Origin of the sequence: Geotalea uraniireducens Rf4, assembly GCF_000016745.1 — a bacterium.
GTDB classification, from domain to species: Bacteria; Desulfobacterota; Desulfuromonadia; order Geobacterales; family Geobacteraceae; genus Geotalea; species Geotalea uraniireducens.
In genome coordinates this window covers 2,498,178-2,523,022 of the sequence record NC_009483.1, presented here as the reverse complement: position 1 = coordinate 2,523,022, position 24,845 = coordinate 2,498,178, and the positions used below count along the sequence as shown (strand labels likewise).

The 24,845-nt window shown below is 47.4% G+C and carries 24 protein-coding genes, 2 tRNA genes and 2 riboswitches; of the genes, 18 read left to right on the top strand and 8 right to left on the bottom strand.

Annotated features, from left to right (window positions below):
• Positions 1 to 151: 151 nt before the first annotated feature.
• The 6 genes from GURA_RS10980 (at position 152) to GURA_RS10950 (ending at position 7,384) form a co-directional block, all read left to right on the top strand.
• Complete coding sequence (locus GURA_RS10980; RefSeq protein ID WP_011939050.1) at positions 152 to 565, top strand: RrF2 family transcriptional regulator; 414 nt, start codon at positions 152 to 154, stop codon at positions 563 to 565.
• A 161-nt stretch (positions 566 to 726) separates the two neighbouring features.
• Positions 727 to 2,070, top strand: a complete 1,344-nt coding sequence (locus GURA_RS10975) for a cytochrome ubiquinol oxidase subunit I (RefSeq protein WP_011939049.1) — start codon at positions 727 to 729, stop codon at positions 2,068 to 2,070.
• 13 nt (positions 2,071 to 2,083) lie between these two features.
• Positions 2,084 to 3,112 carry a cytochrome d ubiquinol oxidase subunit II gene (gene cydB, locus GURA_RS10970; protein WP_011939048.1) on the top strand — a complete coding sequence of 343 codons (1,029 nt, stop codon included), beginning with the start codon at positions 2,084 to 2,086 and terminating at the stop codon, positions 3,110 to 3,112.
• 826 nt (positions 3,113 to 3,938) lie between these two features.
• A riboswitch (cyclic di-GMP riboswitch) is annotated at positions 3,939 to 4,014 on the top strand.
• A 108-nt stretch (positions 4,015 to 4,122) separates the two neighbouring features.
• Positions 4,123 to 4,199: riboswitch (cyclic di-GMP riboswitch) on the top strand.
• Between the two features lie 202 nt (positions 4,200 to 4,401).
• Positions 4,402 to 5,721 (top strand): L,D-transpeptidase family protein, encoded by a 1,320-nt coding sequence (locus tag GURA_RS10960; protein WP_011939047.1) that lies wholly within the window; start codon positions 4,402 to 4,404, stop codon positions 5,719 to 5,721.
• 179 nt (positions 5,722 to 5,900) lie between these two features.
• Complete coding sequence (locus GURA_RS10955) at positions 5,901 to 6,179, top strand: Lpp/OprI family alanine-zipper lipoprotein (protein ID WP_011939046.1); 279 nt, start codon at positions 5,901 to 5,903, stop codon at positions 6,177 to 6,179.
• A 191-nt stretch (positions 6,180 to 6,370) separates the two neighbouring features.
• Positions 6,371 to 7,384 carry a L,D-transpeptidase family protein gene (locus GURA_RS10950; RefSeq protein ID WP_011939045.1) on the top strand — a complete coding sequence of 338 codons (1,014 nt, stop codon included), beginning with the start codon at positions 6,371 to 6,373 and terminating at the stop codon, positions 7,382 to 7,384.
• A gap of 151 nt (positions 7,385 to 7,535) precedes the next feature.
• On the opposite strand, the gene GURA_RS10945 is transcribed toward GURA_RS10950, so the two are convergent.
• The 3 genes from GURA_RS10945 to GURA_RS10935 form a co-directional block, all read right to left on the bottom strand.
• The gene (locus GURA_RS10945) at positions 7,536 to 8,750 is read right to left on the bottom strand and encodes an IS256 family transposase (RefSeq protein WP_011937053.1); all 1,215 of its coding nucleotides are present in this window, start codon (positions 8,748 to 8,750) and stop codon (positions 7,536 to 7,538) included.
• A 520-nt stretch (positions 8,751 to 9,270) separates the two neighbouring features.
• Complete coding sequence (ltrA, locus tag GURA_RS10940) at positions 9,271 to 10,674, bottom strand: group II intron reverse transcriptase/maturase (protein ID WP_011937128.1); 1,404 nt, start codon at positions 10,672 to 10,674, stop codon at positions 9,271 to 9,273.
• A 518-nt stretch (positions 10,675 to 11,192) separates the two neighbouring features.
• Positions 11,193 to 11,279 (bottom strand) — tRNA-Leu (locus tag GURA_RS10935).
• A gap of 132 nt (positions 11,280 to 11,411) precedes the next feature.
• Between GURA_RS10935 and GURA_RS10930 the strand changes: the two genes are divergently transcribed.
• Both GURA_RS10930 and GURA_RS10925 read left to right on the top strand, forming a co-directional pair.
• Positions 11,412 to 11,487 (top strand) — tRNA-Ala (locus tag GURA_RS10930).
• Positions 11,488 to 11,796: 309 nt separating this feature from the next.
• Complete coding sequence (locus GURA_RS10925) at positions 11,797 to 12,240, top strand: tetratricopeptide repeat protein (protein ID WP_011939044.1); 444 nt, start codon at positions 11,797 to 11,799, stop codon at positions 12,238 to 12,240.
• Positions 12,241 to 12,269: 29 nt separating this feature from the next.
• Here GURA_RS10925 and purN read toward each other — a convergent pair whose 3' ends face one another.
• Both purN and purM read right to left on the bottom strand, forming a co-directional pair.
• Positions 12,270 to 12,890, bottom strand: a complete 621-nt coding sequence (gene purN / locus GURA_RS10920; protein ID WP_011939043.1) for a phosphoribosylglycinamide formyltransferase — start codon at positions 12,888 to 12,890, stop codon at positions 12,270 to 12,272.
• 32 nt (positions 12,891 to 12,922) lie between these two features.
• A complete protein-coding gene (purM, locus tag GURA_RS10915; protein WP_011939042.1) occupies positions 12,923 to 13,969 on the bottom strand; it encodes a phosphoribosylformylglycinamidine cyclo-ligase in 1,047 nt (348 codons plus the stop codon).
• A gap of 121 nt (positions 13,970 to 14,090) precedes the next feature.
• Here purM and rimI point away from each other — a divergent pair, with 121 nt between their 5' ends.
• The 4 genes from rimI (at position 14,091) to GURA_RS10895 (ending at position 17,475) form a co-directional block, all read left to right on the top strand.
• On the top strand, positions 14,091 to 14,552 hold the full coding sequence (gene rimI / locus GURA_RS10910) for a ribosomal protein S18-alanine N-acetyltransferase (protein WP_011939041.1): 462 nt from the start codon (positions 14,091 to 14,093) through the stop codon (positions 14,550 to 14,552).
• 20 nt (positions 14,553 to 14,572) lie between these two features.
• Positions 14,573 to 15,388, top strand: a complete 816-nt coding sequence (locus GURA_RS10905) for a dihydroorotate dehydrogenase electron transfer subunit (RefSeq protein WP_011939040.1) — start codon at positions 14,573 to 14,575, stop codon at positions 15,386 to 15,388.
• Positions 15,389 to 15,426: 38 nt separating this feature from the next.
• Entirely contained in the window at positions 15,427 to 16,344 is a 918-nt protein-coding gene (locus GURA_RS10900; protein WP_011939039.1) for a dihydroorotate dehydrogenase, read from the top strand.
• A gap of 87 nt (positions 16,345 to 16,431) precedes the next feature.
• On the top strand, positions 16,432 to 17,475 hold the full coding sequence (locus GURA_RS10895; protein WP_011939038.1) for a KamA family radical SAM protein: 1,044 nt from the start codon (positions 16,432 to 16,434) through the stop codon (positions 17,473 to 17,475).
• 16 nt (positions 17,476 to 17,491) lie between these two features.
• On the opposite strand, the gene epmA is transcribed toward GURA_RS10895, so the two are convergent.
• From epmA to infA, 3 genes are all read right to left on the bottom strand, one after another.
• The gene (gene epmA, locus GURA_RS10890) at positions 17,492 to 18,415 is read right to left on the bottom strand and encodes an EF-P lysine aminoacylase EpmA (protein WP_011939037.1); all 924 of its coding nucleotides are present in this window, start codon (positions 18,413 to 18,415) and stop codon (positions 17,492 to 17,494) included.
• Positions 18,416 to 18,418: 3 nt separating this feature from the next.
• The gene (efp, locus tag GURA_RS10885) at positions 18,419 to 18,982 is read right to left on the bottom strand and encodes an elongation factor P (RefSeq protein WP_011939036.1); all 564 of its coding nucleotides are present in this window, start codon (positions 18,980 to 18,982) and stop codon (positions 18,419 to 18,421) included.
• A 175-nt stretch (positions 18,983 to 19,157) separates the two neighbouring features.
• Entirely contained in the window at positions 19,158 to 19,376 is a 219-nt protein-coding gene (gene infA / locus GURA_RS10880) for a translation initiation factor IF-1 (RefSeq protein WP_011939035.1), read from the bottom strand.
• 217 nt (positions 19,377 to 19,593) lie between these two features.
• Here infA and GURA_RS10875 point away from each other — a divergent pair, with 217 nt between their 5' ends.
• The 6 genes from GURA_RS10875 (at position 19,594) to GURA_RS10850 (ending at position 24,815) form a co-directional block, all read left to right on the top strand.
• Complete coding sequence (locus GURA_RS10875) at positions 19,594 to 19,992, top strand: hypothetical protein (protein ID WP_157046180.1); 399 nt, start codon at positions 19,594 to 19,596, stop codon at positions 19,990 to 19,992.
• Positions 19,985 to 21,304, top strand: a complete 1,320-nt coding sequence (gene rlmD, locus GURA_RS10870) for a 23S rRNA (uracil(1939)-C(5))-methyltransferase RlmD (RefSeq protein ID WP_011939033.1) — start codon at positions 19,985 to 19,987, stop codon at positions 21,302 to 21,304. The genes GURA_RS10875 and rlmD overlap by 8 nt, the downstream gene beginning before the upstream one ends.
• A gap of 36 nt (positions 21,305 to 21,340) precedes the next feature.
• Positions 21,341 to 22,369, top strand: coding sequence for a tetratricopeptide repeat protein (locus GURA_RS10865; RefSeq protein WP_232279002.1), 1,029 nt, complete (start codon positions 21,341 to 21,343; stop codon positions 22,367 to 22,369).
• Positions 22,370 to 22,424: 55 nt separating this feature from the next.
• Positions 22,425 to 22,700: an HU family DNA-binding protein gene (locus GURA_RS10860; protein ID WP_011939031.1), complete on the top strand. Its 276-nt coding sequence runs from the start codon at positions 22,425 to 22,427 to the stop codon at positions 22,698 to 22,700.
• A gap of 127 nt (positions 22,701 to 22,827) precedes the next feature.
• Entirely contained in the window at positions 22,828 to 24,390 is a 1,563-nt protein-coding gene (locus GURA_RS10855) for an OmpA family protein (protein WP_011939030.1), read from the top strand.
• A complete protein-coding gene (locus GURA_RS10850) occupies positions 24,387 to 24,815 on the top strand; it encodes a hypothetical protein (protein WP_011939029.1) in 429 nt (142 codons plus the stop codon). Before GURA_RS10855 ends, GURA_RS10850 begins: the two co-directional genes overlap by 4 nt.
• Positions 24,816 to 24,845 lie beyond the last annotated feature (30 nt).

Genomic DNA, 24,845 nt, shown 5'->3' with positions numbered 1-24,845 from the left:
AATCTGCATTTTATACGTCTGATGTCCGCAATACCGCACTAAACCTACTAATGATAAGTGGTTGGAAAAATACCCGGAGCGAAATCTTTTTCTTGACAGTTCGAATTTCATCATTTATAAATAAGACTAAATCGGTCTTGAAGGTGCATTTATGATGGAGTTGACCCGCAAGGGCGAATATGCAATCCGCGGTATTATTTATCTGGCTCAACAGCAACCGGGAAAGGTTTCGTTGATCAGCGAGATAGCTCATGCCTCGGATGTACCACAGACATTTCTCGCCAAGATATTTCAGAGTTTTGCCAAACTTGGCATTGTCAATTCCTCTCGAGGTACCGGCGGCGGTTTTACCCTTGGCAGGCCGGCAGCGTCTATCACCCTGCGCGAGGTTGTCGAGGCTGTTGAAGGACCCATTATTCCCAATCGCTGCCTCATGGGCACGGGTTATTGTGACAGGGGAGGGCACTGCAATGTCCATCAGGTCTGGAGAACGGTGCAGAGTCAGGTAGTCAACATATTGGATAGTGTAACTATTGAGGAGTTGGCTAAGCAAAAACAGCTATAAATTTTTTTGCAACGAAATAAGACAAAAAAGACCTTATTTGGGTTAGTGCAGTATTTGTTTGCACTGGCCGCAAACGTGGTAACAATTTGATATAATCATACTTAATAATATTCTAACAATACTGGATAGCTGTTGCAAAAACTGTTAAAAGGAGGAAGTTGATGGATGTTTTAACCTTGAGCCGGCTGCAGTTTGCCATCACGAGCATGTTCCATTTCATTTTTGTGCCGCTGACCCTCGGGCTTTCCATTATGGTCGCGTATATGGAAACCCGCTATGTGTCCAGCGGCGATGAGCTCTACCTGAAAATGACGAAGTTTTGGGGGAAACTGTTTCTCATAAACTTTGCCTTGGGGGTTGTGACCGGTATTACCCTTGAATTCCAGTTCGGCATGAACTGGGCGGAATATTCCAAGTACGTGGGTGATATTTTCGGTGCGCCGCTGGCGATCGAGGCGACCATGGCATTCTTCCTGGAGTCCGTGTTTATCGGCGTCTGGATATTCGGCTGGAACAAGGTGTCGAAGAAAATGCACGCCATATCCATCTGGCTGGTAGCCATCGCAACAAATCTATCCGGTCTCTGGATACTGTTGGCCAACGGTTGGATGCAGCATCCGGTGGGGTATGTGCTGAGAAACGGCAGGGCAGAGATGGTGGATTTCATGGCAATGGTGACAAACCCCTACGGCCTTCTGAAGTTCGGTCACCAGATTGTTTCCGGTTACACGGTGGCGGCGTTCTTTGTCATGGGTGTATCCGCGTGGCATCTCCTGAAAAAAAACAAGCCGGATTTTTTTAAAACTTCCTTCAAGATGGCGGCGACCTTCGGCCTGGTTTCTACCCTGCTGGTGGCGGTCATCGGCGATTTCCATGCGGTGGAGGTGGCCAAGACCCAGCCGGCCAAATTCGCTGCCATGGAGTCGGTCTGGGAAACCAAGCGCGGAGTAGGGTTGAACCTTTTGCTTATTCCCGATGAGATTAAGGAATGTAACGCCCTCGAACGTATCTGCATCCCCAACATGGTGAGCTTGCTGGCATTTCATACGCCAAATGCGGAAATCAAAGGTTTGAAGGACTTCCCCAAATCGGAACGTCCGCCGGTCACACCGGTTTTCTACAGCTTCAGGCTCATGGTCGGTCTCGGCATCCTGTTCTTCGTCCTTTCGCTGGTCGCGGTATTTCTCTCCCGAAAAGGGAAACTGGAAAACTATCCGCTGTTTCTCAAGATCATGTTGTTTGCTCTTCCACTTCCCTACATCGCCAATCAACTCGGCTGGATTGTGGCTGAAATGGGGCGTCAACCCTGGATCGTCTACGGCGTTCTAAAGACCTCGGATGCCGTTTCCAAAGCCATCAGTACTCCCCAGGTTCTCGTTTCGCTGATCGGCTTTACCCTCCTTTACGGCACACTCGGCTGCATCGATATCTATCTGCTGACCAAGCTTGCCCGAAAAGGGCCGGATGACGATCTTTCAGCCATCATTAAACCGACAAGAAATTAGGAGGAGGGAAATTATGGAATTACAGATATTATGGTTCGTTCTTTGGGCTGTACTGTGGGCAGTCTATTTCATGCTAGACGGTTTTGTGCTCGGCACCGGCATGCTTCATATCTTTCTCGGAAAAAACGATGGTGACCGGCGGGTAATCATCAATACGATCGGTCCTGTCTGGGACGGCAACGAGGTCTGGTTGATAACAGCAGGCGGCGCCACCTTTGCAGCATTTCCCACCACCTACGCGCTGATGTTCAGTTATCTCTACACGGCTCTGCTGCTGCTGTTGTTTGCGCTTATTGTCCGCGGGGTTTCATTTGAATTCAGGGGTAAAGAGGATAGTGCCCTATGGAAACGATCATGGGATTTTGCCATTGTTGTCAGCAGTTTTCTCCCGGCGCTTCTTTTCGGGGTTGCTTTCGGTAACATCTTTGCCGGTCTGCCCATGGATGCAACGGGGTATCACGGGTCGCTCATTTACCTGCTGAATCCTTATGGACTGTTGACCGGCATACTGTTTGTGCTTCTTTTCCTGATACACGGTGCTCTTTACCTTTCGGTCAAGACCGTCGGCGACCTGAGCCGGCGTGCCCATGCCATGGCTGATAAACTCTGGCCTGCACTCCTCGTGGTTGCGGTGGCGTTCCTTGGCTATACAAAATTTGCATCACGGCTCTACGACAATTACTTCAGCGCTCCTTATTTACTTATCGTACCGCTCCTGGCTGTAGCGGCCCTGCTCGGAATCAGAATCCTTACTGCAAAGGGCAACCTGCTAGGTGCATTCGCCTCTTCATGCGTAACGATTCTCATGGTCGTTTTTACCGGCGTCATTGGCCTTTTCCCGAATCTGATACCTTCCAATCTCGATCCTGCACATAGTCTGACAATCTTCAATTCGTCCTCCAGTCCCTATACATTGAAGATCATGACATTGGTGGTGGCGATGTTTTTGCCGATTGTCATCGCCTATAAAATCTGGGTCTATCGGGTTTTCCGCGGCAAAGTGACGGTAGAGGAAGTGCTGGAGGATAAGCAGGCTTACTGATCATCCATTCCCAAACAGGTCTCCTCGCCCTGCGGGCGGGGGGACCACATGGGCTTCAATCGACAGGATTCAATATTTGACATCTTGAATTACTATCGGAACTTTGCTCGGGCACTTCCATCAAGTGGGGAACGGTGAACGGACGCCTGGGTGTGGGGTTGCGCCTGCCGGTGGCCCATAGGCATTAGTAGGGTGGGCAAAAGTGGACAAAAAGGCTCATGGTGAAAAAACAATGAGGCCTTGATTTTGTTGGTGCGGAGGCCGGGGTCGAATAACTTGATTAACTTATTGATATCAATAGCAAACTGTAAGTTGAATTTTGTTACATCCCCCCAAAATACCCTCATACGATTTAGCTTACTCCTTTTACGCCTTCGATCTTTACCTTATGAACATTCCAGAATCATCGCGATTACTTGTTATACCTGGGGGGGCAGAGGGGGGATTTTGTTCCTTTTTTTCCAGCGATGCTTGCAATTCCACCTTCACCTAGAATGTCGATAAGGTACTTGGCTTTTTTGTCCACCTAGGTAAGCATGCCCTAGGAGTCTGTCGGACTTAGGGAATCGTAGCGAGAGAATGGCAAATCGAGGACAGATTATCGGAAATTTGAGAGCGAATAGTGGACCTATTTGTCGAAAATTTCCGGTAATATGGACCGATTTTCCGTTCTCGCAGTAGATTCATTCCTAAGTCCGACAGGCTCCTAGATTGTCTTTTTCCTGGTTGCAAGCTCCCCCGAATCCGTTGGTCCCTCAACTGGACTTTAGAAAAATGTTGACAAATCTTTATAGAAATGTAAGATGCAAAAAAATGTTTGAGAGATAGACGATAATACTTAACCATTCGCAAGAATGGGGCGGAAAGCCTACGGGTCTTACTGAGACAGCCGGGTTGCCGAAATATCACACGATATTCGGTCCCGGCTTTTTTGTTGTCAAAACATAAAAGGAGGTCGAGTCAGCAAGAGGTGCGCCTTTAAAGGGCACCGTATTATGACGGTTAGTGATAAACGATAATACTCAACCATCCGCGAGGGTGGGGCGGAAAGCCTACAGGGTCTCACTGAGACAGCCGGGTTGCCGAAATATCACACGATATTCGGTCCCGGCTTTTTTGTTGTCAAAACATAAAAAGGAGGTCGAGTCAGCAAGAGCTGCGCTTTTAAAGACGCATAGAGCTGAGGGGGGGCCATTTGTCCCGTGTCAAGGGCTGACTCTTTTATTTCTTCTTTTATTTCTTTTATTTATATTAATTTTCATTTTTGAGAAAGGTAGCTTATTTAACCCATGTGCCGAATCGTTGACCTGTCACTCTTATCCAATTGGCTTCGTCTTATAGCTCTATGTACATTCATCTTATCTCTCAATGGATGTGCTGTTATGAACAGTGTTCAGGAGAAATCCTGGCTTTTTCCAAGCCATCCTGAAAAGGAGATCGAACGAAATGAGTTTTCGGTTGCAAGAGGAGATGACGTCATTGGTCGGTTGGCAGTCATCAGGCTTGAAAAGGGGGATACGCTACCGGATATTGCAAGACACTTCAGTCTGGGGATCATTGCAATCAGTGCAGCTAATCCAGGGGTAGATGTATGGGTGCCTGAGGCCGGAGAGCGTATCATGTTGCCTCTGAGTTTTATCCTGCCGGACGCTCCCAGAAAAGGCATTGTGGTCAACTTAGCCACCATGAGGCTCTTTCAATTTAAAGGGGATAGTAAGTCACTGGTGGTGTCGACCTACCCGGTCGGTGTCGGAACCAAGGAGCGACCCACGCCCACAGGTCAAATGCATGTGGAGCGCAAGGCAACCCGGCCGACCTGGCATGTGCCTGCTTCAATTTCTGAGGATCATAGAAAAAAAGGCGATCCTCTGCCCGCAGAAGTTCCGCCGGGACCTCAAAATCCCTTGGGAGAATGCGCGCTCTATTTAAGCAAATCGGGTTATTTGATCCATGGTACTAATAAACCTGCCAGCATTGGTCTTAAAGCAACCAATGGCTGCTTGAGACTATATCCAGAAAACGTGAAGATGCTCTACGATGACACTCCAGTTAATACCCCTGTAGTCATTGTTAACCAGCCATATCTCATAGGTCAACGTAATGGAGTACTTTACATGGAAGCTCATACGCCTCTGGAAGACTCGGGCGCTATTGAGCTAGAGAAGACATACGCAAAATTGAGAAATATTGAAAAGAAATCGGCGCGCACGCTTGACTGGAGAAAAGTTAAGGAAGTGCAGGCCGAGGCCCGAGGGATTCCTGTTCCCATCTTCGAGATGAGTCAAGGAAGTGAAAAAGAGGCTTCGAGAACCATAGAAGTCGAGCACCCAGACAAATTGTATGGCAGACCGGAAATACCAGAACTGAAAATGGAGGCGTGGTATGTTTTGGCTGCTGATGTGCGTGACGAGATTGAAGCTCTGAGGATTGCCACCATTATCAACCACCAGGGTCCACAAATCCCGGCAATGGTGTTATCAAAGAGCAATAGCTACCGTGTTATCGCTGGCCCTTTCAATGATATCAGTGAGGCCAAAGATGCAACCAAACGCTTGAAAATTGATTTGGAAATAGACGGTATATTGATTGAACCTGTCAAGAAGAGATAGTCGATCCCAGCTTTTCTTATGTTCAGGGGAGATATTGTGAACTTCACGCGTTCCCTCTTCCTGGTATATGTTCTTGCAACCAATCAATAACCAATGTGAATATTATTTGTGAAGTAGCGCTGGATTTTAACAGTCACTATTAAAATAATGTAAACTGAACAGAAAGGAGGTGATTAGAGATGAAGAAAAGTCTTTTGGTGATTTCAATGATGCTTGTTCTCGTTACTATGATGGGTTGTGCAACAACCGGTGAGCTCGAGAAAGTGCAGGCGCAGCAAAAACTGATTGATGCGAAAGCTGATCAGGCATTGCAGGATGCGCAAGCTGCCAAGGCGGCAGCCGATGTGGCCAAGTTAAAGGCAGATGATGCTGAAAAGGCGGCATTGGAAAGGGAAAGGATCGCAGATGAAAAGGCGAAAAGAGCTGACGCCGCTTTCCAGAAATCGATGAGGAAGTAAGTCAATTTTAAGGGAGCTGTTAACTTTACCTTTAGCGCTCCGGATAATGAAGTGGCAGGGTCTCAAAACCCTGCCATTTCCTTATCCATCATTTAAGTCTGTCTGGACGACTCAAGCATTTAACCTGTTAAGCCAGGATATCAGGCTCTTAGCACAAGATATTCCTGATGCTTCTGCCAAGGGGTGAGGAGATGAGGGAACTGAGAATCTTCCAAATTGTACTGTCTAAAAGATTTAGACCGTCTTTGACATATATGGGTAAAAAACAAAGCAGGAAGGGTGAGCACCTTTTCTTTTTCTTTATCTGCATCATAATAACATCAATTCTAATGTGCGGATGCAGTCACTTTAGTGAAGGATTCCAGGCCAAGTCAACCTTCGAAGAAGCAAATAATTCTTTTAGCCAGGGAAACTACAAGGCCTCTCTGAACAAATATGAGCAGATTATTGAAAAATATCCCACGACGGGAGACAGGGTTCTATTCGAGATGGGTATTATTTATGCGCATCCGAAGAATGAGCAAAAAGATTATCAGAAATCCCTGGAATGTTTTCAGAAACTCATAAAGGACTACCCAGGGAGTGGGTACAGGCAGGACAGTGAGAGGATGATATTTTATATCAATAATGTCACTATCAAGGATAAGATGATTACCACGCAGCAAACACAAATTGAGACTCTCCAGCAAGAGGTTGAAAGCAGGGGGAATGAAATTATTACACTGCAAAAAAAGATTAAAGCGCTAGAACAAAAGGTTTTTGCTTTTGCAATCCAGAAAGGATTGGTAGATAAGATTCTGATAGAAAAAAAAGAACGACGATTGATGTTGATCTCAAAGGGGGAGGTGCTCAAAACCTACAAGATAGCCTTGGGGGGAAACCCGAATGGTCCAAAAGAAAGGCAAGGCGATAACAAAACCCCGGAGGGAACCTACTTCATCGATTCAAGAAACAAGGACAGCCATTATCACCTATCTCTTCATATTTCCTATCCAAACGAGAGAGACAAAAAGCGAGCAAAAGAACTAGGTGTTTCTACGGGCGGAAACATCATGATCCACGGAATTAAGAATGGTTTCTCGTGGGTTGGTGATTTTCACACAGAGGTTGACTGGACGAAAGGGTGTATTGCCGTAACAGACGAAGAAATAGAGGAAATTGCCAAGTTAGCGCCAAATGGTACGATTGTTGAGATAAGGCCATAGAAGACCGTATAACGTATCGCTCCATCGGATCGCTAACACTTCTGTGAACTTTTTGTCAAGTTGTAATGTCTACACTCTGAAACAAATATTCAGTTCTCGGATGGTTTGGGCCTGTCAATAGTTTTGTGTAAATGGTTTTGGTTCCCTGTTTTTAATAGCTTGGCATTCTGTCTTCAAAAAGAATGGAAAAGCGGTTCATGGCAGCTTTCCAGTCTCTGATCGGCAGGGTCCATTTCTTCGCGATGTTTCTCAGCGCCAGGTATAGTAACTTGAACATTGCCTCATCATTGGGAAACGAGCCCCGGTTTTTGGTCACCTTTCTGAGTGACATATTCAGTGATTCAATGGCATTGGTTGTGTAAATAACCTTTCGTATATCAGCTGGATAGGCAAAAAATGGTATAACTTGCGCCCAGTTCCGGCGCCAGGACTGGCTGATCGTCGGGTGTGTTTTGTCCCATTTTGCCTCAAATGCTGTCAGTTCCATTTCGGCCTGCTCAGCGGTCGCTGACTGGTAGATAACCTTCAAATCTGTCGCAACTTCTTTGCGTTGTTTCCACGAAACGAACTTCAAGGAATTGCGTACCATATGGACGATGCAAAGTTGGACTTGAGTGTTGGGATAAACTATTTCTATGGCCTCAGGGAACCCCTTCAGGCCGTCAACGCAGGCAATGAAGATGTCTTGGACACCACGGTTCTTAAGTTCGGTCACAACCTGCAACCAGAACTTGGCTCCTTCGTTTTCGGAGACCCACATTCCCAGAACTTCCTTGGCACCGTCTATGTTGATGCCGATGGCCAGATAGACAGCCTTGTTCACAACATGGCCATTGCCTCTGGCTTTGACCCTGATGGCATCCATGTAAACGATGGGATAAAGCGCATCCAACGGGCGGTTCTGCCAAGCTTTGACCTCTTCAGCTACTGCTTCAGTCACTATTGAAATCAGAGCGGGGGATACTTCAACACCGTAGATTTCCTCCAAGTGTCCCTGGATCTCACGAGTGGTAAGCCCGCGGGAGTACAGGGAGATAATCTTATCATCGAACTCGGCGAACCGGGTTTGGCCTTTGGGAATGATGACTGGTTCAAAGCTGCTATCCCGGTCACGAGGGACCTCAATCGGCATGGTGCCAAAATCGCCTTTGATGGTCTTTGCCGACGAGCCATTGCGTGCATTGCCACCTTTGGCGGAAACGGAAGCATGCTTCTCGTGGCCGAGGTGCAGTGTCATTTCAGCCTGGAGCGCCCGCTGAAGAACAGCCTTGGTCAACTGCTTCAGCAGCCCGTTTTCCCCTAGAATCTCTTCGGGGGTCTTATAATGTTTGAGTAGATCGTCGATTACGTCGGTGTTAATAGTCATGTGATCTCCTTAGGGTAACTTGGTGTACCCCCTAATGACCATTTACACAAACCTTTTTACACCCTCGATGGTTTTTCTTGAGGGAAACCATTTGGAACCCGAAATTGTAAGCGAAAAAGAGTTTTGCTGAGCGTCCCGCCCATTTGTTTCCTGGAGTGGTTATAAGAGCAATGTACAAAAAGAACTGGCAGCGAGTTTCTTTACTGTGCACCTTTGGACGCGGAACGAACTACTTGATCAGCTCTTTGCCCACTATGACAAACTTGATGAGGATTTGAAGGCTGAGTTGCCTTTGAAACGTATCTGGACGGTTGCTGCGCAAGAAGAGGAATAGTTTTTATGAATCTGGCTGAACTTACATTCGCATGTTACATCTACGCCAGCATGACCGATTATGATAGCTCATATCTTGAGTTCCGGTCGATGGTTAATAACGACGGACAATAAAAATCGGGTAGGAGGCGGGATTGCTCCCGCCGTCCTCCCACACCACCGTGCGTACGGTTCCGTACACGGCGGTTCATGAAGTACGTTGAAGTCGGTGAAGCTGGTCTATGAGTGATACCAGCCCCAGTTTGTCGAAGTAGAATTTCGGAACAGCTTTGTTCATATGCGCGGCCCCTGCATTCCACCAGGGGCCGCGGCCGTTTGTGGCCGACCGCCATGCAGTTGCCTCCGATAATCCCCGCCGCATCAGTTTCTTTGCTCGCGTCTTGGGGCGCTTCCACTGCTTCCAGAGAATGCGACGCAGTTTACGTCTCAGCCATCCGTCCAGTTCCTCGAAGATGCCTTTTACTTCCGCGTACCGAAAGTAGTTTAACCAACCCCTAAGTTTCGGGGTTGTCTCTTCAACGGTGGTTTGGATGTTCTGACCCCTTCCCCGCCTAAAGATCGTCTTGAGGTTGGCCTTGAGCCTGGCAGCCGCTTTCTTGGCCACGGTAAGCCGCGGTTTGCGGTGCCGGGTCATGCTGTAACTCAGAAACGACCTTTTCCACGGACGGTCAACCGCGCTTTTGCCCTGGTTGACCGTGAGCTTGAGCCGCTCGGACAGGTAGCCGGTAATTGAGGCCATGACACGCTCGCCGCTTCTCCTCGTTGCAACATAGATATTTGCGTCGTCGGCATAGCGGCAGAACTTATGGCCCCTTCTTTCCAGTTTCTTGTCCAGTTCGTCGAGGAGGATGTTGGACAGCAGCGGCGAGAGAGGCCCGCCTTGCGGCGTGCCTTCCAACCGGGGTGACGTCACTCCTCCTTCAAGTATCCCTGCCTTAAGGTAGCTGTCGATAAGGGACAGCACCAGACGGTCTCCAACCTTGCGTTTCACCAGCGACATAAGGGTGTCGTGGTGGACTCGGTCGAAAAATTTCTCAAGGTCAATGTCAACCACCCACCTAAGGCCGCTCTCTACATACTTCCGAGCTGCCTTGATCGCTTGATGGGCGCTCCGTCCAGGGCGAAACCCGTGGGAACTTATGGAGAAACCAGGGTCGAACAGCGGGCTCAAAACTTGATGCACCGCCTGCTGAATGAGTCGGTCAAGGACGGTGGGAATTCCCAGCATCCGTGTGCCGCCTCCCGGTTTGGGAATTTCTACTTTCCGCACCGGTTGCGGGTGATACGTTCCCGTCAGCAGTTCTTCTCTGATGCGCGGCCATTCCTCCTGTAGGTAGCCCTTCAGGGCCGTTACCGGCATGTTATCGACGCCGGGCGCTCCCTTGTTGCGCATTACCCGTGAGTATGCCGCCATCATGTTGCCGCGACTGACGATCTTCTCCATCAGTCCCGTTGCCGCTTCCGGCCAGTGAGCTGCTTTCCTTCCCGTGACGTTTGCCGCACCTCTCCCTTTCTCTCGCGGTTTCCAACCGCTACCCTCCGGGCTGGCGCCGGGTATCCCAACCCGGCCTTCTGCTGCTCCTGTCGTCATCGAAACTCAAGGCTCCTGTCCGCTTACTTCAAGTTCGGCCCTTTGTCGGTCGGTTATTCCGACTCGTATGGCCTCTGCTGACTTCTGCCAACCCATCCCGGCACCTCTCGATGCCGGTAGCACAAGGCAGGTTGACAGACCTCCCAGGGTAATGCGCGTGACCTTCATCCCATATACCCGCCGCATCTACTTCCACATCTTTCTGGATGGTTATCGGGCTTTGAATCTGTTTGCCTTCTCGCCCAGATGTGGCTGCCTCATATGCGATTCCTGTTCGTCGGGCCAGGACTTTGCCTACAGCTTCCTTCAGATTCCGGGTCGCCCCGGACACCCTTGCTGTTCAGCTATCGGTTCCCACCATCAGGGTCCGAAGAGGACTTTCACCTCCAAGTCACCAATCAGGCACCATACCCAATTGGATGGCGCTTACGCGCCACGCGCCATGCCTGGCGCACAAACAAAAAGCCCTGATTTCTCAGGGCTTCGCATGCTGCTTCGTACTTTATCGGATTGTTAAATGGTGCCGGAGGCCGGGGTCGAACCGGCATGGGATTGCTCCCGCTGGATTTTGAGTCCAGTGCGTCTACCAATTTCACCACTCCGGCGTAAATTGTGTGGCGATTATAACGAATGACTGTCAGCGGGTCAAGCAGGAAATTGATTTTAATGTGAGAAAAAATGTGAGAGAAAATGATTGACACGTTAAAGCAGTTTTGATATAAACAACTTTCTTGAATGGGGCTGTAGCTCAGTTGGGAGAGCGCTTGAATGGCATTCAAGAGGTCGTCAGTTCGATCCTGATCAGCTCCACCATAAATAACAAGGGGTTAGACATTAAGTCTGACCCCTTTTTTTATTTGCGACTAGTTGTTGATCGTCGTTTCTCTCACCGTTTATCCTGCCGATTGCATACCAAAAGGGAATCAGTCAGATCGATAAGACTGTAGATTATTTTCTTGAAGGAAGCAAAACCTCGTCACTGGAACCGTTTATGTTCCACCTTGCGGTGGTATTTCTGTAAATAATGGTGGAGATTCAGTGGGCTTTAGAATATGATGAGCTTTGCGTAATGCTAAGCTGAGTAGTGTAGTTATCGATTTGTTCGCAAAGGAGTGAAGCTGTATGCCATGTACTGAGCCGGATAAACTCTTTGCTCGTGGACTGAGCGCCCTCAACAACGGAGACAGCCTTTCTGCGTTGGCATATTTTGAAAAGGCTTTCCAGCTTGAGAATAACCCTACCTTTTGCTCATACTTTGCCTTTTGTCTGGCGAAAGAACGCGGCCAATATAATAATGCCGTTTCTCTATGCAAAGGGGCGATGGAGATGGAACCAAACAATTCGATTCATTATCTGAACCTTGGGCGAATATATATGCTTCTTGGGAACAAACCTGAAGCAATGCTGGTATTCCGTCAAGGCCTTGGGCACGGGAACAGTCCTCAGATTACCGCTGAACTGGACAGACTTGGCGCAAGAAAGCCTCCTGTCCTCCCGTTCCTGAAAAGAACTAATCCTTTGAACAAGTATCTCGGTATTATTCTGAAGAGGGTAGGTCTAAGGTAGGTTATTTTATGCGCTGAAAATTGCGTCGGCTATGCAAGGGACGAGATGATGACCTTTCTTCCTTCCACTGTCAAACGGCCATCAGCATACAACTGGATTGCCTTGGGGAAAATACAGTGTTCTTCTGCCTGTATTCTTGCTGAGAGGGTTTCTTCCGTGTCCTTTGCATCGACCGGAACAGTTGCCTGCATGATAATAGGGCCGGTATCGGTGCCGGCATCCACAAAATGTACGGTACAGCCGGATATTTTCACCCCATACTCAAGTGCTTGTCGTTGTGCATGAAGCCCGGGAAACGCAGGAAGAAGGGCTGGATGAATGTTCATAATCGCGTTAGGGAAAGCATCGATGAGTACAGGGGTAATGATTCGCATAAAACCCGCCAGAATAATCAGTTCCACGTCATGTTCGCGTAAAACCTTTACCAGTGCTGCATCATATGACGCTCTACCTGAGAACTCTCGATGGTTTATGTGTCTCGTGGGAATGCCGTGTTTCCGGGCTCTCTCCAATGCAAATGCATCGGCATTGTTACTGATTACACATCCAATCCTTACGGAAAGACTGCCATCTTCACAATGGTCGATGATGGATTGCAGGTTTGTACCGTTGCCGGATACCAATACGCCGATTGTCAGTAATTTCCCCATAAGTGTTCTACCTAAATGTATTTATCCGTTCTTCAAATCATTTCAACGCATTCTGAACCAGCTTCGCACTTGGCAATTTCGCCGATGACAAAAGCATGTTCGTTAAGACCGGAAAGCCTGATGAGAACCTCATCAGCTTCCTTTTCCGGCACCGCCAGCACCATGCCGATTCCGCAGTTAAAGGTTCTGAATAGTTCATTTTCTTCGATATTGCCGGCATTTTGCAGTATTTGATAAATTGGCGGCGGCTGCCAGCTATTTTTATGGACAAGCGCTTTACAGCCGTTGGGAAGTATCCTGGGAATATTTTCCAGAAGGCCGCCACCGGTAATATGGGCAATGCCGTTTATGGGGAAATCCCTGAGCAGATTCAATATTGATCTTACATAGATGCGGGTAGGGGTCAACAGTTCGTCAGCTACGGTTTTGTCCAGCCCCGGAATGATATCGTCTATACCAAGACCCATTTTGTCGAAGATAATCTTGCGGGCCAGGGAATAGCCGTTGCTATGCAAGCCACTGGAGGCAATACCGATGAGACGATTGCCAACGGTTATGGATGAGCCGTCGATAATTTTGTCCCGGTCTACTACTCCGACGGCAAAGCCGGCCATATCATATTCATCGCCGGAATAAAAACCGGGCATTTCTGCTGTCTCTCCGCCGATCAGGGCGCAGCCTGCCTGTATACAACCTTCCGAAACACCCTTGATGATGGATGCGCCCTTTTCCGGGTCAAGTTTTGCGGTGGCGAGGTAATCGAGGAAAAAGAGAGGTTCCGCTCCCTGGACAATGATGTCGTTGACGCACATGGCCACCAGGTCAATGCCGATAGTATCATGACGATTGGCCAAAAATGCGATTTTCAGCTTGGTACCTACACCGTCGGTGCCGGACACCAACACTGGGTTCTTGTACTTGGAGGAATTCAGTGAAAACAATCCGCCAAAACCACCGATGTCAGCTATAACCTCTGGTCTTGACGTAGCCTTGACTAGCGGTTTGATCATTTTAACAAATGTATTGCCGGCATCGATGTCTACGCCGGCATCCTTATAGGTAATTCTGGATTCGCTCAAAACAATCCTCCCCTTCAATTGGAAATGAAAAATTTAAACCATAAGGGCGCAAAAGTCAAATTCAAACTGGCAATGAAAAAACAGTTTACAACCGGAACCTCTTTGCTTATGATGCCCGTAAATGGAGAACCGGCTTGAAGAAATAACCATCTGTCCGATGACTGAAACGGATCTGGATGAGGTTCTGATCATTGAAACCGAATCTTTTCCGCGCCCTTGGGCCAGGAACCATTTTCTTGATGAACTCAATTCCCCCCATGCATTTCCGCTGGTAGCCTTTGGCCCGAAGAATAGGGTCATCGGCTACATCTGTCCAATGCTCGTCATTGACGAAGGTCATATACTCGATGTGGCTGTAGACAAGGCGTTCCGAGGTAAGGGTGTAGGCAGAATGCTGGTGGAAAGGGTCTTGCTGGATTGCCGTGAGAAGGGAGCCGAATTCGTTTCATTGGAAGTTCGTCTTTCTAATTTCTCCGCGATACATCTTTACGAAAGTCTTGGTTTTGTTGAAACAGGGCGGCGCAAAGCCTATTATGAAAATGGCGATGACGCACTTTTGATGGAATATATATTTGAATCTTGAATTCGGCGAGGTCAGCTGCAATGCAGTTTAAGTCAATGATTATTTCCAACATCGAGGTTTCCCCCGGTTATTTCAAAATGAGAATGACCGCACCACCTGCCGTCCGCAGTGCAACACCGGGGCAATTCATCATGGTCAGGGTGCGCGATGCCATAGATCCTTTACTCAGGCGCCCTTTCGGCATTTTTGATCTGGGTACTTTTGCTACGGCATATACGGATTGCGGCACGCAGACCTATTTTGAAATTTTGTACAAGGTAGTAGGGAAGGGTACGGAGATGCTCTCCACGCTTCACCAGGGTGATCATCTCGATATTCTTGGGCCGCTCGGAAAGGGTTTCATGCCGGGTGATCCTTCAGGGGAGAAAATCCTCGTCGGTGGAGGGGTCGGCATGGCTCCACTGTATTACCTGGCAAAAGAAATGGTTAAAACATCCAAAGTCCGTCTTTTTGCCGGTGGGAGAAACAAGGAAGACATCCTATGTATCACCGAATTCGAACGGCTGGGAGTGGAGACCTATGTTTCCACCGATGATGGGACTCTGGGGGCCAGCGGCCTGGTAACAGAGGTGCTGGAAAAGCATCTGTCTGAAAGTATTGACAACAAGACCATTTTTGCCTGCGGTCCGTTTCCCATGCTCCGGGCAATAGCAGCAATTGCCGGCCGGCACGACATTCCCTGTCAGGTTTCCCTGGAAGCTTACATGGCCTGCGGTGTTGGTGCTTGTCTCGGTTGCGTTATGAAGGGGCGTAACCATTCGAATGAGACGCCGGATTATCGTTGCGTCTGCAAGGACGGGCCGGTTTTCGATTATCGTGATCTGCAATGGGATTAATCATTCGATAGGTGATAGGCATGAGCGAAGGAGATAGAATGGGAAAACCTGATTTATCTGTGGAAGTAGCCGGGATAAAGCTGCGCAACCCGGTGATGACCGCATCCGGAACCTTTGGTTATGGTAAAGAGTTCGCAGACTACCTCGATCTGGAAAAGATCGGCGCTATCATTACCAAGGGGCTCTCCATCCGCCCCAAGGCCGGCAATCCGACCCCGCGCATTGTCGAAACGCCCGGCGGAATGTTGAACGCCATTGGCTTGCAAAATGTGGGTATTGATGCCTTTATCCAGGAGAAACTCCCTTTCCTGCGCACCGTGAACACGCCGGTGATCGTCAACCTTTACGGCAACACCCTTGAAGAGTATGGCGAACTGGCGGAGAAGCTCGACAAACTGCCGGAAGTTGCAGGGTTGGAAGTAAACATATCCTGTCCGAATGTAAAGCAGGGAGGGATCGTTTTCGGTACCGACCCCAACGCCGCCTATGAGGTTGTAAGCCTCGTGCGTGAATCCACTATTAAACCGCTCATCGTCAAGCTTTCACCCAATGTGACCAATGTCGTGGAGATGGCAAATGCCTGCGTCGATGCCGGGGCTGATGCGTTGTCGCTGATCAACACCCTCACCGGCATGGCCATAGATCTGCAAAAGCGTCGGCCGATACTTGCCAACATGACCGGTGGACTGTCTGGACCGGCCATCAAGCCGGTGGCGCTCAGGATGGTCTGGCAGGTGGCGCAGGCAGTCAAAGTCCCCGTAATCGGTATCGGGGGTATAATGACTGCGACGGATGCTTTGGAGTTCATGCTGGCCGGAGCGACTGCCGTGCAGGTCGGCACAGCCAACTTTCTCGACCCTTCTGCGGCTCAGACCATAGCCGAGGGAATGGAAACGTATCTTGAGGAAAACGGCATCGCCGATGTGAAGGAATTGATCGGCGCCCTGATAACATGATTATTTGACTTTTATTTCTTGTGATTAAGGAAGGCGGAGGAACGGTTCTCCGCCTTCTTCGTATCCTGTTGGAGAAGAGCGCTACAAATGGGAAAATGGCAGAACATCCTTGCTGCAAGCATTACCAGCCCGGAACAACTTGCCCGGCGTTTCGGGATAGATGCAGAACCGCTTTTGCGGGTGGTGCAACGTTATCCGATGCGGATCACCCCGTACTATCTCAACCTCATTAATGAGCCGGGAGATCCCCTGTGGCGGCAGTGCGTTCCTGATGCACGTGAGTTGGAAGACGATCTGCAACAGGAAGACCCTCTCCGGGAAGAAATATTGAGTCCCGTGCCGGGGCTTATCCATCGCTATCCCGACCGGGTTGTCTGGCTTGTTTCATCCACATGTGCCGTTTACTGCCGCTTCTGCATGCGCAAACGCCAGGTCGGTTGTGTTGGCGCTGTAACGGGAAAGGTACAAATCAGCGCTGCGCTCGACTATATAGCAAGTCGACCGGAAATCCGCGATGTCATACTTTCCGGCGGCGACCCGTTGCTGCTCGATGACGACGCGCTGGAGGAGATACTTGCTCGATTGCGGCAAATCCCCCATCTTGAAATCATCAGGATCGGCAGCCGCGTCCCGGTGACACTGCCGGAGCGAATTACCACGCGCCTCTGTCGCATGCTGAAAAGATATCACCCGCTCTATATAAATACCCATTTCAACCATCCGTTGGAAATTACCGCTGAATCGGCAACTGCGTGTGCAAGGCTTGCCGATGCCGGAATACCTCTGGGAAACCAGACAGTGCTGTTAAAGGGTGTAAATGACAACCCCGGAGTGATGAAACGGCTGATGCAGCTCTTGTTGAAGATAAGGGTTAAACCTTATTATATTCATCAGATGGACTTGGTGAAGGGAACCGGTCACTTTCGAACAAGAGTCGAGCAGGGACTTGAGATCATGGAAAGCCTGCGCGGACATACTTCCGGCATGGCATCTCCCTATTACGTGATTGACCTGGAAGGAGGAAAGGGGAAGGTGCCCTTATTGCCTGACTATGTGAAGAGAGTAGGGGGGAATGTCCTGTTGGTCAGGAATTATCGAGGGGAGATGGTTGAGTATGGTGATGTGGACTGAATGCGGGTTTATGCGATCATAATTCTTCAGGGGTGAATGCAACTACGTCGTCTATGCTGGAGAGATCCAGAAGCACCATTACGAGCCGGTCCACTCCCAGGGCAATCCCTGCAGAAGGGGGCATATCCGATAGTTCATCGAGAAATTTTTCAGGCAGAGGATAAGTGGCTCTGTTCATTGATGCCCTGAAAGTGGATTCCTGAACAAATCTGTCCCGCTGTTCCTGTGCATCCGTCAGTTCGGAAAAGGCGTTAGCCAGCTCCAGGCCACCGATGTATAGTTCAAAGCGCTCCGCTACTGCCGGGTTGTCTTTACTGATGCGGGCCAATGCACCGCGTTCAGCCGGGTAATCGTAGATGAAGGTCGGCTTCCCGAAGCCAAGCCGTGGCTCGATATCTCTCACCATGATTTCGTCAAACTGGTCCGTCTCTAATGCCTCCGCCATGGTCATTCCGTTGTATCGAATGAAGGCTTCACTTACCGTCAACTTTTCCCAGGGCTCGTTTATCTCAACAGCCATCCCTTGATAACGAATGCTTCCGCCATGACCCAAAACATGGATCACTGACCTGATCAATGCCTCGCATTCGCTCATCAGATCGCGGTAATCGGCATCGATCCTGTACCACTCAAGCATGGTAAATTCAGGGAGGTGACGAATACCCCGCTCCCCATCCCGCCAGCAGCGGCAAATTTGGAAAATGCGTTCGTAGCCGGCGGCCAGCATCCTTTTCATGCAAAGTTCCGGTGACGTGTGAAGAAACCATCTACCGGAAGGAATCGCCTCGATATAAGATTCAGGCGCTGGTGCAGGAATGCGAAGAGGGGTATCCACTTCCAGATACCCCTCTTTAATAAAAAATCTTCTTATTTCCTGTATAATGGTGCTTCTTCCCCGGAGTGTTTCTTTGCGCCGGGTCAGAGGCCAGTTTTTAGCCATCCGTTATCCCTTAACCCGGGTTGAATATTCACCAGTACGTGTGTCTATGGTTATTAGTTCGCCCTCTTCGATAAATGGTGGAACGCGGAGTACGTAGCCTGTTTCCACGGTTGCAGGCTTTGAATCGCTTCCAGAGGTATCTCCCTTGGCCCAGGGGTCTGTCTGAACGACCCGCAGGTTGACAAAGTTCGGCACGTCGACACCAATTGCCTTGCCTTTGAAAAGAAGCACGTCTACCGGCAGATTGTCGATAAGATAGTTCTTTGCATCGCCAAGGGCATTCTCATCCACATGTATCTGCTCGTAGGACTGATTATCCATAAAGCAGTAGTGGTCGTCCTCTTTATAGAGATACTGCATTTTCCGATCTTCAAGGCTCGCGGGTTCGAAAGTTTCGCCTGAACGGTAGGTTCTGTCGAGAATAGTGCCGTTGATCATGTTACGCATCTTTGTACGGTAAAGAGCCTGCCCCTTGCCCGGCTTGGCAAAGTCAAATGCAATAACGATATACGGATCGCCATCGAGGGTTATTTTCAATCCTTTTCTGAGATCTGCCACTGTGTACATAAGCTTGTTTCCTTCTCGTCTATAGATTTTCTACATAAATTATGCCGTGTTCGGTTACGTGCCGATCATGGGATAAAGAGCAATACCGAGATTCCCGGGGTGCTAGCCGGAACATCGCTTGATTTCATCAAACCACATACTTGCGTTGTTTGAAATCGTTGGGTGCGGGGCGGACTTACTTGGCGCGATATGTTATACGGCCTCGGGTAAGATCGTAAGGGGAAAGTTCAACCGTTACCTTGTCACCAGGAAGTATTTTAATAAAGTACTTACGCATTTTCCCGGAAATATGAGCGAGCACAATGTGGTCGTTCTCCAGTTTGACCTTGAACATTGCATTAGGAAGGGGTTCTATGACCGTGCCTTCAACTTCAATCGCTTCTTCTTTACTCATTTTCACTCCTAGCAAGGTTTAGTATGCGCTAATGCCATCACAAACGAACAGTTTACAAACATTTATTTGAAATTGCAAGCCGGATTTATATCTTTCATTTTACTACCCTCTACACCTCATTGAATCGCAATAAAAAAACCTTTACAAAACGACGAAAAGCATATTATTTTCATCAATCGGAATTTACCATACAATGTGGAAAAGGCAGTAATATTTCATGGATAATCTGTTACGGGAAATATCGCTTGCAAATGGCATGAAACTTCTATTTATTGATAATACTCGCCGCTATTTTGGCGATTTTTATCTGGTAATTGTTGAAATTCGCTGTGAAGTACCGATATTGCCTGAGTATTTCGATACCATCTCTGCTTATAATGCAGTAAAATCGCATTGGGGCGAAACAATTGTTCATCTCCGGAAGGTGCAGCAGATGGGAGTTCCTTCTTCTCAGGTTTCACAGGTAAAAGAAAGGCTTATTGTTAATTTCGAGCAAAATTCATTGCCATACTTGATACCCTCAACCATGCCGAAAAAACTGGTATTGTCAGAAATAAACAAGAGCAAGAAGAAACAGGGTTTTTATCCTGCACATACACTAAATCTACATGCGTGAAGCAGTCGTAACCATAGAAAAGCTCGCCAACGGCGGGGCTGGTTTTGGCCGAGTGGACGGCAAGGCATGCTTTGTCCCCTTTACGGCGCCTGGCGACGTGGCCAGTATCCGGGTGACAGCAGAAAAGCGTTCATACATTGAAGGTGAACTTATTGAACTCCTTGAGCCGTCGCATCTTCGTGTAACGCCAACCTGTCCTGTTTTTGGCATATGCGGAGGATGCAACTGGCAACACCTTGCTTATTCGGCACAGATTAAAGAAAAAGAGGAGATTTTTGCAGAACTTTTGTGGCGTGCCGGTCGGGTGGAACGAAAGCGTATCTTACCGGTTATTCCTGCTCAGGAACCGTATGGCTATCGATCAAGAATTCAGTTAAAGGTCCGTTTTATAGATGGAAAGCCACACCTTGGCTTTTTCAGGACCAAGTCTCATGATGTCATTGATATCCCTGAAATATGCGCCATTGCCCATGCCGACATTAACAGAATCATCAGTAAACTTCGCCAATTATTGCAGCATCTGCCAGAACCGGATACAGTCCCCCAGATTGACGTGGCAAGAGGTGATGACGGAAGTGCCCTTGTTATTGTGCATTATACAGGCGCCGCGCATATCGGTTTTTCCGAATTCCTTCTTGAACAAAATAAAATGCTTGGTTTTGCCGATGGTATATTTATCCAAGGGGGAAATAAATCAAATCTTGGTAAAGTTTTTGGCATTGAAAGCCTTTCGTATCAGATTCCGGAAAATTTCATCCCCGGCAGCTCACCAAAGCGGTTATCATTTGGTAAAGGGAGCTTTTCACAGGTAAATTACCAGCAAAACCTGCATCTTATTCAATTAGTATGGAACTGGGCTGAACTTACCGGCAAAGAAAAAGTTCTTGATCTTTACTGTGGTAACGGTAATTTTACCATTCCTCTGGCTGGTTTTGCACAAAGTATGGTAGGATTTGAAGAATTTGGACAGTCGATTAACGATGCGCGCCAAAATTGTGAGTCCAATAATGTAACAAATGCAGAATTCTATTGTTCTGATGCGACTTTGGAAGTCAAAAAACTGGCCGCTGCGGGTGAAAGTTTTGACGTAGTTTTGCTTGACCCTCCCAGGTGTGGAGCAGCTGAAGTGGTCAGCCGGATTCATGCAGTTAGTCCACATTTTATACTTTATGTTTCTTGCGATCCTGCTACTCTGGCGAGAGATGTCGACATACTTAAGAAAAGTAATTATGAAGTTGTAAAGTGCCAACCTGTGGATATGTTTCCACAAACTTATCATATAGAAAGCGTTACACTACTTAGGGCCGAATAAATTCTTCGCGATTTTTCATTGCCTTAGCAGGTGGGTATGGATATGTTATTCAATAAATTATTTCAAAAAAATTATCGTTATTATATGGAGCAGGGTGATAAATTTCTGCAAGAGGGCAGATTTGCTGATGCGAAATACTCGTATGGCGAAGCGATTGATAAAATTGATACGACAAATGATGCCGGTAAAGCTGACATGCTTCGGCTACAAAATAAGATAATCATTGTCAATGATGGGCTGGCTGATTTGAATCTATTAGAAGCTGAGCATGCTATAAACTGCAATGATCGATCTAAAGCAGAAGATCATCTTCTTCTGGTCATGGAATTGGCAGAAGACGTAACGATTAGGGAAAAGGCTGGCAAGCTTCTGGAAAATCTAACCGTTCAAAATCATTCAACCAACTTAATTAATAATAATAATGGCTGTTTTGGCTGTAAATCCTCAGCAGAAGAACTTTCAGAAAACAGCCATGTTTCTGATGACCAACTCTCTATGGAGGACAGATTCGAACTCCTGATTCATACCCTGCCTGCTCCTCTGCCGGAACGCTATGCTGCTTTGGGAAAGAAATTTGCATGCGCTTATTTGTTGATTCATGATGGCGATGATGTTAAGGCCCTGCAAATATTAGAAGAATTGTTATCGGAAAATGAAAACGATATATTGCTCTATGAGGCTGCCCTAATAAAATACAGGTGTGGTGAAATTATTGATTGTGAGCGTTTCCTTCGCCAAGCAATCAGTATAAATCCTTCTAATTCACTTTGTTATCTGGGACTAGTTCAGCTGTTGATTGATTCCGACAGATTGCATGAGGTTATTCCCGTGCTTAATCATATGATTGAATTCGGATTGCTGTCAGACCAGGCTCTTGTACTTTTAGGTGATGTTTATGTTATGATCGGTGACGATTTAAAGGCTATTGATAATTTCTCAAAAGCTCTGTCATCACCCGGTGTGGCCCGAGGAGCAGCAGAAAAACTCGTTTCTTTGCTGAAAAAGCATGATAGAGTGGAAGAAGCTGCTTATATTTCAAAACGTTATCTGAAAGCATGCTGTTGATTAACTAATGGTGATTGTGGTTAACTAATAGAAAGCTCTGTTGGAGGCGTTAAATATGAACAAATCAGAATTAATAGAAGCCTTGGCAACAAAAAAAGGGTTGTCGTACAAAAAAGCCGAAGAGATAATCAATGTGATTTTTGACTCTATGACCAATGCCTTGTTGGATGGAGATCGCATTGAAATAAGGGGCTTTGGAAGTTTTGTAGTTAAAGGTTATCAGGCCTATACGGGAAGAAACCCAAAGACAGGTGAGTCTATAGCTGTAAAATCAAAAAAACTGCCATTTTTTAAGGTTGGAAAAGAACTTAAAGAAAAGGTATCAGGTTAAGGTTATTCCGATAGAGGTGAGCTGTTGTCACGTTGAATGACGGAATGTAATCTCTGATTATGTATTGAAATTTTGCGCTTTTTGCCAGCCGTTTATACAATAACCTTATCGAAACTAATAATTCATAATGAAAATATTAATTTTATTGATTTTATCTATAATTATCCCTGCCTCGCTGGCATTCGCTAACCCTACCCAAACCGGCGCCACCGGTCTTATCAATGTTCCTTCCGCCGACACGTTGGATTCCGGAAACATATGTGTTGGCATCTGGGGTAATATCAGCAACACCGGTAATAAAAACTCTACTATTCTGCCAGCAACTGTAACTCTTGGCATGGGTTCCTTCTTGGAATTTTATGGCACCTATCCGAACTTGCTTTTCAATGGCCAGGAAGATGCTTCGGGCAGAGGTACTGCCGACTTAGGGGCTAAAATTCGATTTTTGGGAAAAAGGAATTCAAATCTAAAGCTTGCTGCGGATGTATTTGTTCAGCGGCATGTTTCTGAAGACAAAGCTGTTGACGGTATCAACGATGTGGGGGGACGCCTCATAGCTTCATTAAAGACGGATCGGGTGGGAATCCATCTTTATGGCGGCTACCTTGCCCCGGGCGGCAATGCCTACGATAACGAACTGCTTTATGGCGGCGGTGTTGAATATATGGCTACCCCCAGAACTAAATTAATTGTGGAAGTTTTTGGCAAGAACGCAGCTAATCCATTCGGCAGCAATGTTCCAGATTACCCTGTCGAGGGATCTGTCGGTCTCCAATACTATATCTCACCACACCTCACGCTTAATTTAGCCGGTGGGTTCGGCCTTACTTCTGTTAGCCCCGATTGGCGGGCACTCGTCGGATTTTCTACCTGTCAGGGGATAGGTAACTATATAAAAGCGGTTCCTAAGCTTGCCTCGGAGAATGATGAAAAAAATAAAAAACAGGAAATAGTAAAACCGGTCAAAATTATTCCGATCACATCATTAATAAAAACAGCTGTACCAATCGTACCGGCCAGTAAATTAGAAATACCGGTCGATCCAGACAAGGAAGAAATCGTCATAAAGCCTTACGGGCAGATAACAATACCTTCTCAACCTGTTTCGACTCCCGTTGTTATGCCGTTGCTGCCCCGAGAAGCCAAGGTGATTCAGTTGGAAAGTGAAATTCCCGTCGAGCCGAAGGCTGAGATTGCGACTGAATTAAACCCTGTTGCTGAGTCCAGTTTGGAGGGGGTAACCCCACTTTATGGGATCGAAGTCAAGGGAGACAATATTGAAGTTTCGAATGCCAAGCCAACGCAGATTTCACAAAAAATGTCGGTGTATCGGAAGTTCCGATTCCCGGATATTATGTTTGAGTTTGGCCAGATCGAGTTGTCGAACGAAGTGAAGAAAGCCTTGTCGGAAGTAGCCGAGCAAGCACGTACTGATAAAACATGGTTGTATTTACGTATAGATGGTCATACGGACAGTATTGGTTCAGTTGGTTACAATATGGACCTTTCGATTAAGCGTGCAATTGCTATTGCCAGTTATCTCATCATCAAAGAAGGCATAGACCCGACTCGCGTCTTTGTTAAAGGAATGGGAAAATCAAAGTTAATCGCCGACAACTCCACCACTGATGGGAGAAGAATGAACCGTCGCTTTGAAGTCCTCTTTCTCGTTCCAAAGGGGAACAGATGAAACGGTTTAGAATTGTGTGTTTTCTTGTATTAATGGGTTGGTGTACACTCACATACGCCCAGGGAGACAATCAGTCACTTCCTGAAGGTTGCGAACAGATTGGAGAGATAAGTTTTCGCACAGGCAGCTTGAACTCCGATGGTCGTGCCATGCATAACCTTGATGCATTGGTTCCCAAATTAATCATGTTGGGGAAAGGGAAGGTGGTCAGAATAGAAGGTTATTTTGCGCCCTCCAACAGCAAAGATGAAAAGGTGAAAAAGTCGCTGTATCTTGCCAAGGAAGTTGAACAATATTTGCGGATAAAACATAAGCTGGGACTTGACTTGTATATTGCGGCACAAGATGATACTGTAGATAAAGGCAATCGCCAATCCGTGCGTATTTTGTTGTATGCGAATGATTTTTCGGAAATTAAAATTTAATCTAATGATCTCAGTGTAGTCTAAGGGGGA